This window comes from Pseudomonas sp. FDAARGOS_761 (assembly GCF_013343155.1).
GTDB classification, from domain to species: Bacteria; Pseudomonadota; Gammaproteobacteria; order Pseudomonadales; family Pseudomonadaceae; genus Pseudomonas; species Pseudomonas aeruginosa.
In genome coordinates this window covers 4,014,594-4,027,714 of record NZ_CP054572.1, presented here as the reverse complement: position 1 = coordinate 4,027,714, position 13,121 = coordinate 4,014,594, and the positions used below count along the sequence as shown (strand labels likewise).

At 65.8% G+C, this 13,121-nt stretch carries 11 protein-coding genes; 6 read left to right on the top strand and 5 right to left on the bottom strand.

What is annotated here, in order from left to right; translation table 11 throughout:
• Positions 1 to 19: 19 nt before the first annotated feature.
• Both bfrB and FOC67_RS18775 read right to left on the bottom strand, forming a co-directional pair.
• Positions 20 to 496, bottom strand: coding sequence for a bacterioferritin BfrB (gene bfrB / locus FOC67_RS18780; RefSeq protein ID WP_003092078.1), 477 nt, complete (start codon positions 494 to 496; stop codon positions 20 to 22).
• A gap of 209 nt (positions 497 to 705) precedes the next feature.
• Entirely contained in the window at positions 706 to 927 is a 222-nt protein-coding gene (locus FOC67_RS18775) for a bacterioferritin-associated ferredoxin (protein ID WP_003092075.1), read from the bottom strand.
• Between the two features lie 258 nt (positions 928 to 1,185).
• On the opposite strand from FOC67_RS18775, the gene FOC67_RS18770 reads away from it, so the two are divergent.
• On the top strand, positions 1,186 to 1,788 hold the full coding sequence (locus FOC67_RS18770) for a peroxiredoxin (protein ID WP_003092073.1): 603 nt from the start codon (positions 1,186 to 1,188) through the stop codon (positions 1,786 to 1,788).
• A 178-nt stretch (positions 1,789 to 1,966) separates the two neighbouring features.
• Here FOC67_RS18770 and rnt read toward each other — a convergent pair whose 3' ends face one another.
• On the bottom strand, positions 1,967 to 2,641 hold the full coding sequence (rnt, locus tag FOC67_RS18765; protein ID WP_003092070.1) for a ribonuclease T: 675 nt from the start codon (positions 2,639 to 2,641) through the stop codon (positions 1,967 to 1,969).
• The gene (gene pyrC / locus FOC67_RS18760; protein ID WP_009313611.1) at positions 2,638 to 3,684 is read right to left on the bottom strand and encodes a dihydroorotase; all 1,047 of its coding nucleotides are present in this window, start codon (positions 3,682 to 3,684) and stop codon (positions 2,638 to 2,640) included. The genes rnt and pyrC overlap by 4 nt, the downstream gene beginning before the upstream one ends.
• 132 nt (positions 3,685 to 3,816) lie before the next feature.
• On the opposite strand from pyrC, the gene motY reads away from it, so the two are divergent.
• Both motY and FOC67_RS18750 read left to right on the top strand, forming a co-directional pair.
• Positions 3,817 to 4,782 carry a flagellar protein MotY gene (gene motY, locus FOC67_RS18755; protein WP_003138116.1) on the top strand — a complete coding sequence of 322 codons (966 nt, stop codon included), beginning with the start codon at positions 3,817 to 3,819 and terminating at the stop codon, positions 4,780 to 4,782.
• Positions 4,783 to 4,899: 117 nt separating this feature from the next.
• On the top strand, positions 4,900 to 6,117 hold the full coding sequence (locus FOC67_RS18750; RefSeq protein ID WP_003092065.1) for an argininosuccinate synthase: 1,218 nt from the start codon (positions 4,900 to 4,902) through the stop codon (positions 6,115 to 6,117).
• Between the two features lie 91 nt (positions 6,118 to 6,208).
• Here FOC67_RS18750 and gloA read toward each other — a convergent pair whose 3' ends face one another.
• Positions 6,209 to 6,595: a lactoylglutathione lyase gene (gloA, locus tag FOC67_RS18745; protein ID WP_003110007.1), complete on the bottom strand. Its 387-nt coding sequence runs from the start codon at positions 6,593 to 6,595 to the stop codon at positions 6,209 to 6,211.
• 376 nt (positions 6,596 to 6,971) lie between these two features.
• On the opposite strand from gloA, the gene mexP reads away from it, so the two are divergent.
• The 3 genes from mexP to opmE are packed head-to-tail and all read left to right on the top strand — an operon-like array spanning position 6,972 to position 12,759.
• Positions 6,972 to 8,129 carry a multidrug efflux RND transporter periplasmic adaptor subunit MexP gene (gene mexP / locus FOC67_RS18740; protein ID WP_003117521.1) on the top strand — a complete coding sequence of 386 codons (1,158 nt, stop codon included), beginning with the start codon at positions 6,972 to 6,974 and terminating at the stop codon, positions 8,127 to 8,129.
• A complete protein-coding gene (gene mexQ / locus FOC67_RS18735; RefSeq protein WP_009313615.1) occupies positions 8,126 to 11,287 on the top strand; it encodes a multidrug efflux RND transporter permease subunit MexQ in 3,162 nt (1,053 codons plus the stop codon). Before mexP ends, mexQ begins: the two co-directional genes overlap by 4 nt.
• On the top strand, positions 11,284 to 12,759 hold the full coding sequence (gene opmE / locus FOC67_RS18730; protein WP_003122178.1) for a multidrug efflux transporter outer membrane subunit OpmE: 1,476 nt from the start codon (positions 11,284 to 11,286) through the stop codon (positions 12,757 to 12,759). Before mexQ ends, opmE begins: the two co-directional genes overlap by 4 nt.
• Positions 12,760 to 13,121: the final 362 nt, after the last annotated feature.

Genomic DNA, 13,121 nt, shown 5'->3' with positions numbered 1-13,121 from the left:
GCTTCGTCGTGGTTCCCGATCAGTCGTCTTCGTGCATGTGCGACTGCAGGTAGTTCTCCAGGCCGACTTTCTGGATCAGGCCCAGTTGGGTCTCCAGGTAGTCGATGTGCTCTTCTTCCGACTCCAGGATGTCCTTCAGCAGGTCGCGGCTGACGTAGTCGTGCACCTGTTCGCAATGCACGATGGCTTCGCGCAGGTCCTTGGTCGCCTTCAGCTCCAGGTTCAGGTCGCACTGCAGCATTTCCTGGGTGTTCTCGCCGATCAGCAGCTTGCCGAGGTCCTGCAGGTTGGGCAGGCCTTCGAGGAAGAGGATGCGCTCGATGAGCTTGTCGGCATGCTTCATCTCGTCGATCGACTCGTGGTACTCATGGGCGCCGAGGCGCTTCAGGCCCCAGTCGTTCCACATGCGCGAGTGGAGGAAGTACTGGTTGATCGCGATCAGCTCGTTGCCGAGGATCTTGTTGAGGTGCTGGATGACTTTCTTGTCGCCTTTCATGCCGAATCCTGCCGTCGTAGTGGGTGTGATTCGCCAAGTTTGGCCGCGACGAAGCAGGGTGTCAAACCTAAGTTATTGAAATATAAGGGAAAAAGAATATGAATACGAATGTTTTCTTTCCGCGTTCTGCCGCTAAGTCATTGAATTGAAGGCATAAAAAAACCGGGCGCCAGGCCCGGTTCTTCTGAAAGAGGGATAAAAAATATTTTTCAGGCAGCGACGAACGCCGTAGTCCCGAACGCCGGTACCGGCTGGGCACTCTGCAGGTCGTTGAGGGTTTCGCGTACCACCTGCTTGGCCAGGCATGCGCACTTGCCGCACTGGGTACCGACGCCGGTGGCTTCGCGAACCTCACGATAGCTGCAGCAGCCTTCGTAGATGGCATCGCGGATCTGGTTGTCGGTAACACCTTGGCAGAGGCAGACGTACATGGCGATCTGGCTACTGGGAAGTTGAGTTGGAAAAGATACTAATAATAATGAGAATGATTGTCAAAGTTCCCTGGAGCGTTTTAGTCGGGTTTTTTTCGCCCCCCGACAAATGGCTTTGTCGGACAAAGACTTAGCGCCGGCTGGGGCGGGGTGTATGATGGTTGTTTCCCGGGAACGGCGCCCCTGCCATCGAGGCTTCGCGAGGAGCCGGCAGGCTGCGGTGCCGTCCTTCAACCTTCCGCTTAAAGGAGACATGGAATGAGCGTACTCGTAGGTAAGAAAGCGCCTGACTTCAACGTTGCCGCGGTACTGGGCAATGGCGAGATCGTCGAGAGCTTCACCCTGTCCGAGGCCATCAAGGGCAAGTACGGCCTGGTGTTCTTCTATCCGCTGGACTTCACCTTCGTCTGCCCGTCCGAGCTGATCGCCCTGGACCACCGCATCCCGGAATTCCAGGCGCGCAACGTCGAGGTGATCGGCGTTTCCATCGACTCCCACTTCACCCACAACGCCTGGCGCAACACCCCGGTGGACAAGGGCGGCATCGGTGCCGTCAAGTACACCCTGGCGGCCGACACCAAGCACGAGATCGCCAAGGCCTATGACGTCGAGTCCGACGGTGGCGTGGCCTTCCGTGGCGCGTTCCTGATCGACAAGGAAGGCGTTGTGCGCTCGCAGATCGTCAACGACCTGCCGCTGGGCCGCAACATGGACGAGCTGCTGCGTCTGGTCGATGCCCTGCAGTTCCATGAGGAGCACGGTGAAGTCTGCCCGGCCAACTGGAAGAAGGGCGACAAGGGCATGACCGCATCGCCCGAAGGCGTGGCCAAGTACCTGGCCGAGAACGCCAGCAAGCTGTAAGAAGAGCCTGCTTCGCGCGTTGGAAAAAAGCCCCGCTTCGGCGGGGCTTTTTCATGGGTTCGCGGGGGCCGGCAGCCCCATCCCAGGTCACGCGCCTCGCTCCGAAGAGGGGAGATTGCCTGACCGGTCGCGTAGGACGGATAACGTCCTGGCGTTATCCGCCTAAGTGGGCCGAAGCTCAGTCGTCGTCATCCATCCAGCCGCCCATTTCCTTCCAGCGGTTGACGATGCCGCAGAACAGCTCGGCGGTCTTCTCGGTGTCGTAGCGTGCCGAGTGCGCCTCGCGGTTGTCGAACTCCATGCCGGCGGCCTGGCAGGCCTTGGCCAGGACCGTCTGGCCGTAGGCGAGGCCAGCCAGGGTGGCGGTGTCGAAGCTGGAGAAGGGATGGAACGGATTGCGCTTGATCCCGGTACGCGCCACCGCGGCATTGAGGAAACCGAGGTCGAAGCTGCTGTTGTGCCCGACCAGGATCGCCCGCTTGCAGCCATTGGCCTTCAGCGCCTTGCGGATGCCGCGGAAAATCTCGGTGAGTGCCGCTTCCTCCTGCACCGCCATGCGCAGCGGGTGGTCAAGCTTGATGCCGGTGAATTCCAGTGCGGCCGGCTCGATGTTGGCGCCTTCGAAGGGCTCGATGCGGAAGAAGTAGGTGTGTTCCGGGAACAGGAAGCCTTTCTCGTCCATGCCGACGGTGGTCGCGGCGATTTCCAGCAGCGCGTCGGTGGCCGAGTTGAAGCCGCCGGTCTCGACGTCCACCACTACCGGCAGGTAGCCGCGGAAGCGGCGCGCCATCGGATGGCGCGGGCCGCTGGGGAGGCTGCCGTCGAATTCGTCGTCGAAGTTGTCTTCGCTCATGCCCCCGCCTCCAGCAGTTTCCAGCGGAGTGTCTCGCCGGCGCGCAGCGGCACCACGTCGAAGTCGCCGAAGGGGAGGCTGGCGGGCGCCTGCCATTCCTCGCGGACCAGGGTGATCCGGTCGGTGTTGCGCGGCAGGCCATAGAAGTCCGGGCCGTGCAGGCTGGCGAAGCCTTCCAGCTTGTCCAGCGCATTGCGCTGTTCGAAGGCCTCGGCATACAGCTCGATGGCGGCGTAGGCGCTGTAGCAGCCGGCGCAACCGCAGGCGGCTTCCTTGGCGTGGCGGGCGTGCGGCGCCGAGTCGGTGCCGAGGAAGAATTTCGGATTGCCGCTCACCGCGGCGTCCAGCAGGGCTTCCTGGTGGGTGTTGCGCTTGAGGATCGGCAGGCAATAGAAATGCGGGCGGATACCGCCGACCAGCATGTGGTTGCGGTTGTACAGCAGGTGATGGGCGGTAATGGTCGCGCCGACGTTGGCCGGGGCTTCCCGGACGAACTGGGCGGCGTCGCCGGTGGTGATGTGCTCGAAGACCACTTTCAGGGTCGGGAAGCGCTCGACCACCCGGCGCAGGTGCTCGTCGATGAACTGCTTCTCGCGATCGAATACGTCGACCTCGGCGCGGGTCACCTCGCCATGCACCAGCAGCGGCATGCCGACCTCGGCCATCGCCTCGAGCGCTTCGAAGATATTGTCGATGCGGGTCACGCCAGAGTCCGAGTTGGTGGTGGCGCCTGCCGGATAGAGCTTGGCGGCATGCACGAAGCCGCTGGCCTTGGCGGTACGGATTTCCTCGGCGCTGGTGCGGTCGGTGAGGTACAGCACCATCAGCGGCTCGAAGCGGCTGGCGGCGGGACGGGCGGCGAGGATGCGCTGCCGGTAGGCGTCGGCTTCGGCGGCGTTGCGCACCGGCGGTACCAGGTTCGGCATGACGATGGCGCGGCTGAAGGTGCGGGCGGCGTCGCCGACGGTATTGGCCAGCGCGGCACCGTCACGCAGGTGAATGTGCCAGTCGTCGGGGCGCAGGAGGGTGAGACGGTCGGACATGGGGCTTCCAGGACGGGATTTCGTGGGGGGAAATGCTACCGGAAAAGGGGGGGCGGGGCACTCGCTATCAAGTTTTGTCCGGGCCGTCCGATACATCCTTCGTATTTGGACGCTTTCCCGGAGCCCGCCGTCGTGCAGCCGCGCCTTCTTCTATTGCCTTTCCTGCTCAGCAGCCTGCCGGCGCTGGCGGTGACCTTCCAGACGCGGCTGGAGAGCGTCGAGTGGAAGGTCGAAGGCGACCAGTTCGAATGCCGCCTGTCGCAGCCGGTGGCGAATTTCGGGGTCGGCGAGTTCGTCCGGCGTGCCGGCGAGCAGGCGACCTTCCGCCTGAAGCCCGAGGCCCAGTGGCTGGGGCGCGGGTCGGCGACCCTGCTGGCTGCCGCGCCGCCCTGGCGACCGGGACAGGGCGACATCAACCTTGGCCAGGTCAGCATCGGCAGCGGCGAGGTGCCGTTCAACAGCAGCCAGCAACAGGCCGGTCGGTTGCTCACCGGCCTGCTCGAGGGGCGCAGCCCGCTGGTCCGCCATCGCACCTGGCAGGGCGATCGCCTGGAGGTGCGCCTGCTGCCGGCGCGCTTCGCCAGCGTCTACAGCCAGTACCAGGCCTGCATCGCCAAGCTGCTGCCGGTGAACTTCGAGCAGGTCAAGCTGGCCCAGGTCGGCTTCCCCGACGGCGGCACGGCGCTGAACGACGTGGCGCGAGCCAAGCTGGACATCATCCTGCAACTGCTCAAGGCCGATCCGAGCATCAACCGGATCGAACTCGACGGGCACTCCGACAACAGCGGCAACCGCCTGACCAACCGCGACCTGTCGCGCCGCCGCGCGCTGGCGGTGCAGGAGTACCTGAAGAGCAACGGGGTGCCGGAAAGCCAGATCAACGTGCGCTTCTACGGCGAGCGCTACCCGCTGGTGGCCAACAACAGCGCCGCCAACCGTGCGCGCAACCGCCGGGTCACCGTGCACCTGTCGCGCGAGGCGGTGGTCGAGCCGGCGACGGAAGCGCCGAAGGCCGAGGACAAGCCGGCGCCGCCCGCGGCAGAACCTGCCGCACCGAAGCCTCCGGCCGCCTCGCTTCAGGGAAAACCCACGGTTTGAGTCGCGCAAACGATAGAATCTGTCGCTTTTGCGTCTAAAGCTGTCGCCCCTCTGTAATTTCCCGAATGCCCTGCGTAGAATTGTCGCTTTTCGTGACGACCCCCGTGGAGTGATGGCATGGCGGATGTGAAGAAGGTAGTCCTGGCGTATTCCGGCGGCCTGGATACCTCGGTAATTCTGAAGTGGTTGCAAGATACCTATAACTGCGAAGTGGTGACCTTCACCGCCGACCTCGGCCAGGGCGAGGAAGTCGAACCGGCTCGCGCCAAGGCCCGCGCGATGGGCGTCAAGGAAATCTACATCGACGACCTGCGCGAAGAATTCGTCCGCGACTTCGTCTACCCGATGTTCCGCGCCAACACCGTCTACGAAGGCGAGTACCTGCTGGGCACCTCCATCGCTCGTCCGCTGATCGCCAAGCGCCTGATCGAGATCGCCAACGAGACCGGCGCCGACGCCATCTCCCACGGCGCCACCGGCAAGGGCAACGACCAGGTCCGCTTCGAGCTGGGCGCCTACGCGCTGAAGCCCGGCGTCAAGGTGATCGCGCCCTGGCGCGAGTGGGACCTGCTGTCCCGCGAGAAGCTGATGGACTATGCCGAGAAGCACGGCATCCCGATCGAGCGCCACGGCAAGAAGAAGTCGCCGTACTCGATGGACGCCAACCTCCTGCATATCTCCTACGAAGGCGGCGTGCTGGAAGATACCTGGACCGAGCACGAAGAAGACATGTGGAAGTGGACCGCTTCCCCGGAAAACGCGCCGGACACCCCGACCTACATCGAGCTGACCTACCGCAAGGGCGACATCGTCGCCATCGACGGCAAGGACATGACCCCGGCCGAGGTGCTCACCGAGCTGAACCGCGTCGGCGGGATCAACGGCATCGGCCGCCTCGACATCGTCGAGAACCGCTATGTCGGCATGAAGTCCCGTGGCTGCTACGAGACCCCCGGCGGCACCATCATGCTCAAGGCCCACCGCGCCATCGAGTCGATCACCCTGGACCGCGAAGTGGCCCACCTGAAAGACGAGCTGATGCCCAAGTACGCCAGCCTGATCTACACCGGCTACTGGTGGAGCCCGGAGCGCCTGATGCTGCAGCAGATGATCGACGCCTCGCAGGTCAACGTGAACGGCGTAGTGCGCCTGAAGCTGTACAAGGGCAACGTCGTGGTGGTGGGCCGCAAGTCCGACGACTCGCTGTTCGACGCCAACATCGCGACCTTCGAGGAAGACGGCGGCGCCTACAACCAGGCCGATGCCGCGGGCTTCATCAAGCTCAACGCGCTGCGCATGCGCATCGCCGCGAACAAGGGCCGCACGCTGTCCTGACCGACGTGCGCCGCCTGAGATGGAACGAAGAACCCCGGCCATGAGCCGGGGTTCTTCGTTCCTGATTGCTGAAAGCGATAGCCGGGGCCGTTCAGGAAGACTTCTGGATCAGTTCGATCTTGTAGCCGTCCGGGTCGGTCACGAAGGCGATCACGGTGGTACCGTGCTTCATCGGCCCGGCTTCGCGGGTGACCTGGCCGCCGTTGTTGCGGATGTCGTCGCAGGCCTGGTAGGCGTCGTCGACCTCGATGGCGATATGGCCGTAGCCGGTGCCGATCTCGTAGGCATCCACGCCCCAGTTGTGGGTAAGCTCGATCACGGCGGAATCCGCCTCGTTGCCATAGCCGACGAAGGCCAGGGTGAACTGGCCGTCGGGATAGTCGTTCTTCCTGAGCAGGGTCATGCCTAGCACCCGGGTATAGAAATCGATCGAGCGATCGATGTTTCCGACCCGGATCATGGTATGGAGAATGCGCATTTTCATTGCCTCGAGCTTCACGGTCAAAGGCGGATTTTACCATGTGGCCGGCAACCGGCTGCGAGATCGGGATTGTCCCCGTCCCGGCGACCGGCCCTTTGCCGGACTTCCCTTCCTACGGGGCGTTTCGCCTCTTCCCTGGGCCGGCCGTCGATAGCCGGTCGGCCTGCCTCCGCCACCTTCCCGAGCTGCCCGCTGCGTCTCCGAGCGTGCCAGGCGTCCCGCCCCCGGTGACCGGCCGAAAGCTCGCTGCGCCTTCGCCATGAGGTCGGAAAAAAGGGGGGTTGACCTTGCCAAGGTGTCAAGGTCGATAACCGGCCACGGAAGCGGTTTCGTCCAGCCAGGCCACGCAGGCTCAGACCAGGAAGGCATAACAATGAATCTCAGACACTTCATCCGCATCACCGCGACGCTAGGTGTCGCGGCCCTTATCGCTGGCTGCGGGGAATCGGCGCCGCCGGGAGCGGCGAGCGCCCCGCCAAGCGTTCCCGTAGCCGAGGTGGTGGTTCGCCCGGTGACACCCTACGCCGAGTTCACCGGCTCGCTGACCGCTGTCGAGCAGGTAGAACTGCGGCCGCGCGTCGCTGGCTACATCCAGGACGTTACGGTGCCGGAAGGCCGCCTGGTAGAGAAGGGCCAGCAACTGTTCCTCATCGACCCGCGCGTGTTCAAGGCGGCGCAGGATGCCGCCAGGGCGCGCCTGCGCGAGGCCGAGGCCGCGGCGTTGCTGGCGCGCACCGAACACGAGCGAGCCGAGCTGCTGTATGCGCGGAAGGTCGTCGCCCGGGAGCGGCTCGACAGCGCCATCGCCTCGCGCAATGCCAGCAAGGCCCAGGTCGATGCGGCCAGGGCCGCCCTCGACGCGGCGCAACTGGATCTCGGCTTCACGCGGGTGACGGCACCGATCGGCGGGCGTGTCGGGCATATCCAGGTCACCGAGGGCAACTACGTCACCAATGGCGTCACCGCGCTGACCAGCATCGTCTCGGTCGATCCGCTGTACGTGTACTTCGATGTCGACGAGCGCACCTACCTGCAGGCCCTGGCGCCGACCCGCGGCAGGGAAGGCGAGCAGGCCCCCAGGGTCAAGGTGGCGTTGCTCACCGACGAGTCCTATGGACGAAGCAGTCGCCTCGATTTCCTCGCCAATGCCGCCGACCGCGGGACCGGCACGGTCCGGGTTCGGGCGGTGGTCGACAACCCGGACGGGCAACTGACGCCGGGGCTGTTCGCCAAGGTCAGGCTGGAGACCGGCAAGCCTCGCGAGCAGGTGCTGGTCGCCGACCATTCCATCGGCACCGACCAGGGCCGGCGCTATGTGCTGGTCGTCGACGAAGGCAACAAGACCCAGTACCGGCCGGTGGAACTCGGCCCGATGGTCGACGGCCTGCGGGTCGTCCGCCAGGGCCTGCAGCCGGGCGAGCGCATCGTCGTCAAGGGCCTGGTGCGGCCGGACATGCAGATCACGCCGCTCCTTGCGGAAATCGATGGCACGCCCGTCGACCTGTCGAAGACCGTGGGGGCCGCACAATGACATTCCCACGCTTCTTCATCGATAGGCCGATCTTCGCCATCGTTCTTTCGGTGCTGATGATGATCGGAGGCATCGTTTCGTTCTTCCAGTTGCCGCTGAGCGAATACCCGGCGGTGACGCCGCCGACCGTGCAGGTGACCACCGCCTATCCCGGCGCCAACCCCGACGTGATCGCGCAGACGGTGGCGACGCCGCTGGAGCAGGCGATCACCGGGGTCGAGGGGATGCTGTACATGTCCTCGCAGTCGGCCACCGACGGGCGAATGATCCTGACCATCACCTTCGACCAGCACATCGATCCCGACATGGCCCAGATCCAGGTGCAGAACCGGGTCTCGCGGGTGCTCTCGCGCCTGCCCGACGAGGTGCAGCGGCAGGGCGTGGTCACCCAGAAGACCTCGCCGGACATCCTCATGGTGGTGCACCTGCTGTCGCCGGAGCAACGCTACGACCCGCTGTACATCTCGAACTACGCCTACCTCCAGGTGCGCGACGAACTGCTGCGCCTGCCGGGGATCAGCGATGTGGTGGTGTGGGGCGCCGGCGAATACAGCATGCGCCTGTGGCTCGACCCCGACCTGATCGCCGCGCGCGGGCTGACGGCGGGCGAGGTGATCGCCGCGGTTCGCGAGCAGAACGTCCAGGTGGCGGCCGGCGCCGTCGGCCAGGCGCCGGACTCCACCGCGGCCTTCCAGGTCACGGTGAATACCCTCGGGCGCCTGAGCGACGAAGAGCAGTTCGGCGACATCATCGTCCGCACCGGCGCCGACGGCCAGGTGACGCGCCTGCGCGACGTCGCGCGGATCGAGATGGGCGGCGATGCCTATGCGCTGCGCAGCCTGCTGGACGGCGAGCCGGCGGTGGCCTTGCAGATCGTCCAGAGCCCCGGAGCCAACGCGCTGGATACCGCCGAGGCGGTGCGTGCCACCGTGGCGAGGCTCGAAGGCAACTTCCCGGCCGGCCTGAGCGCGCGCATCGCCTACGACCCGACGGTGTTCGTCCGCGCTTCGTTGCAGACCGTGGCCACCACCCTGCTGGAGGCGATCCTGCTGGTCGTGGTGGTGGTGGTGCTGTTCCTGCGTAGCTGGCGTGCTTCGCTGATTCCGCTGATGGCCGTGCCGGTCTCGCTGGTCGGCACCTTCGCCGTCATGCATCTGATGGGTTTCTCGCTGAATACCCTGTCGCTGTTCGGCCTGGTGCTGTCGATCGGCATCGTCGTCGATGACGCCATCGTGGTGGTGGAAAACGTCGAGCGCCACATCGAGAACGGCGAGCCGCCGCTCCAGGCCGCGCGGCGTGCGATGGACGAGGTCACCGGACCGATCATGGCGATCACCTCGGTGCTGGCGGCAGTGTTCATCCCCACGGCCTTTCTCAGTGGCCTGCAGGGCGAGTTCTATCGTCAGTTCGCCCTGACCATCGCCATCTCCACCATCCTGTCGGCGCTCAACTCGCTGACCCTCAGCCCGGCCCTGGCGGGCCTGCTGTTGCGTCCGCGGCCGGCCGGAGATGCGGTGGCGGGGCGCTTCCAGCGACTGCTCCAGGCCCTCGGCCGACCGTTGCGAAATGCCCCCGAGGCCTACGGCAACGCGGTGCGCAAGGTGGTGCGGGTGAGCGGCCTGGCCCTGGTGGTGTATGGGGGCCTGCTTGGCCTGACCTGGGTCGGTTTCCAGGCGGTGCCACCGGGCTTCGTGCCGATGCAGGACAAGTACTATCTGGTCGGCATCGCCCAGTTGCCGAACGGAGCGTCGCTGGAGCGTACCGATGCGGTGGTCAGGCAGATGTCCCGGATCGGCCTCGACGAGCCGGGGGTGGAGAGCGTCGTGGCCTTCCCGGGCCTGTCGGTGAACGGCTTCGTCAACGTGCCGAACGCCGCGGTCATGTTCTTCATGCTCGACCCGTTCGAATCGCGCACCTCCGCCGATCTCGGCGCGCTGGCCATCGCCGGGCGCCTGCAAGCCAAGTTCGCCAGCATTCCCGACGGCTTCCTCGGGGTCTTCCCACCGCCGCCGGTACCGGGGCTGGGAACCATCGGCGGCTTCAAGATGCAGGTCGAGGATCGCGGCGGCGCCGGGCTGGAAGCCCTGGCCAGGCAGACCCAGGTGCTGATGATGAAGGCCACTGAGTCCGGCCAGCTCGGGGGCTTGATGACCAGCTTCGATATCAATGCCCCGCAGCTCGAGGTGGTGGTCGACCGCACCAAGGTGAAGAGCCAGGGCGTTCGCCTGGCCGATGTGTTCGAGGCATTGCAGGTCTACCTCGGCTCGCTGTACATCAACGACTTCAACCGCTTCGGGCGCACCTACAAGGTCACTGCCCAGGCCGATGCGCCGCACCGCATGCAGGCCGAAGCCATCGGGCGCCTGCAGGTACGCAATGCCGCCGGGGCGATGTTGCCACTGTCCTCGTTCGTCACCGTGACGCCCAGCTCCGGTCCCGACCGGGTGATCCACTACAACGGCTATCCGTCGGCCGATATCAGCGGTGGCGCGCTTCCCGGCGTCAGTTCGGGACAGGCGGTGGCGTTGATGGAGCGCCTGGCCGGCGAAGTGCTGCCCGAGGGCATGACCTTCGAATGGACCGACCTGACCTACCAGCAGAAGCTGGCCGGTAACAGCGCGCTGTTCATCTTCCCGCTGTGCGTGCTGCTGGCCTACCTGATCCTCGCCGCGCAGTACAACAGCTGGCTGTTGCCGCTGGCGGTCCTGCTGATCGTGCCGATGTGCCTGCTCAGCGCGATCGCCGGGGTGTGGCTGGTGGGCGGCGACAACAACGTGTTCGTCCAGATCGGGCTGGTGGTGCTGGTCGGCCTGGCGGCGAAGAACGCGATCCTGATCGTCGAGTTCGCCCGCACGCTGGAGGCCGAGGGCGCCCGTGCGCTGGAGGCGGTGGTCGAGGCTTGCCGCCTGCGCCTGCGGCCGATCCTGATGACCTCGCTGGCGTTCATCGCCGGCGTGGTGCCGTTGGTCATGGCCAGCGGCGCCGGAGCGGAAATGCGCCAGGCCATGGGCGTCGCGGTATTCGCCGGGATGCTCGGGGTGACGCTGTTCGGCCTGTTCCTCACGCCAGTGTTCTACGTACTGGTACGGGCACTGGCGGCGCGCCTGGAGCGACGCGCCGGCGGCAGCCTGGCGCATCTGGAGGGAGGCCGTCCATGAAGCCATACCTGCGGTCTTCGTTGAGCGCGCTGATCCTGCTGGGCGGCTGTGCCGCGGTGGGGCCCGACTATGCGCCGCCGAGCGCGTCCGCACCGGCCAGCTTCGGCGCGATGCCGGCGGGTATCGATGGCAGTGGCGTGGAGATCGAGTGGTGGCGCGGGTTCGACGAGCCAGCCCTGGAGTCTCTGATCCAGCGGGCGCTCGCGGCGAACCTCGACATCGCCCTTGCCGGCGCGCGCCTGGACGAAGCGAAGGCGCTGCTGCGCGAGAACCGCGAGGAGTTCCTGCCGCGCGGCGGGCCGGCGTTCGATTACCAGGCCCGGCGGCGCGGCGAGGTGGAAACACCGGCCGGCCAGCAGCGCGACATCGAGACCTATCGCGGCGCGCTGGATGCTTCCTGGGAAATCGACCTGTTCGGCCGGGTGCGGCGCTCGGTGGAGGCCGCCGAGGCGCAGGCGGGTTCGCGCGAGGCCCTGCTGCGCAACGTGCAGGCGAGCGTCGCGGCTACGGTTGCCATGACCTGGTTCCAGCTACAGGGCATCGAGGCCGAACTTGCGGTGGTCCATGACATCGCCGGCAACCAGCGCGACAGCCTGGAGATGGTCGAGCGCCTGGTCAGCGCCGGCTCCGCCCACGAGTTCGACCGGTTGCGCGCCGAAGCGTTATTGCACAACGTCGAGGCGGCCGTGCCCGACCTCGAACGGCGCCGCGCCGCCACCCGCAATGCGCTGGCCGTTCTCCTCGCGGAAGCCCCGCAGGCCTTCAGCCCGCCGGTCGCCCGCGCCTCCGGGGAAAGGCTGACGCTCCGCACCCTCGGGGTCGGCGACCCGGCGGGACTGCTGGCGCGTCGCGCCGACATCGCCGCGGCCGAACGCAACCTGGCGGCCGCGACCGCACGTATCGGCGTCGAGACCGCGGGGCTGTATCCGCAGGTCGAGGTACGCGGCTCGATCGGCCTGGTCGCCGGCAATCTCGATGCTTTGGACGAGAGTGGTACGTCCTTCAACGTCCTGAACCCGGTGATTCGCTGGGCGTTACTCGACCGCGGTCGCGTGCGGGCGCGGATCGCCGCCAGCGAAGCCCGTGCGCAGGAGGCATTGATCCTCTACGACCGGACGGTACTGCGCGCCCTGCAGGAGACCGATGATGCCTTCAACGGCTATGGCGCTGCCGCTGACAGGCTCCGCCTGCGCCTGCTCGAGGCGACGGCCAATCGCGAGGCGGCGCGCCTGGCCCGGGAGCGCTTCGTCCAGGGGGACGGCGAGTACCTGGACGTGCTCGAGGCGGAACGCTCGGACTACCTCAGCCGGCGCGCATTGAGCATCGCGCGCACCGAGCAGCGCCTTGCCGTCGTGGGTATCTACAAGGCGCTGGGGGGTGGCTGGGAGGCCTGCGCGGGGGCGCGGCGCTGTGGTGTGGCTACCGACGATACCTCTCCAGGCGTGGCACGGCAGCGCGACAGTCGCTCCTGATCAGCCGCCGGCCTTCGCTCGACTGCCTGGGTCGAGGGCCGTGCGGCGCGTCCTCCGGTTATTTGGCGAACCCCGGGAGTACGGATTGCCTGGCGCGGATCACTCGTCCCTGTCCGCCTTATCGATAAGTCGGTTCCGAACTCTTTTTCGGTAGTTCATTCAGATGGATGAGTGAAGAGGGCAGATGGAAAGTATCTGCTCGGGAATTCAATGTTCAGAAGAGTGGGGAAGTATTACTTTCTCACTGTTCTTCAGGTACGTTCCGGCTGCCCGCCGTTTCTTATTGGATGAAGTCACTCCTGTGCCTCTGCGCTCGCGCCGCACGGAGAATATCGTCGAGAGGTTCCTCAATGGTGAGTGGA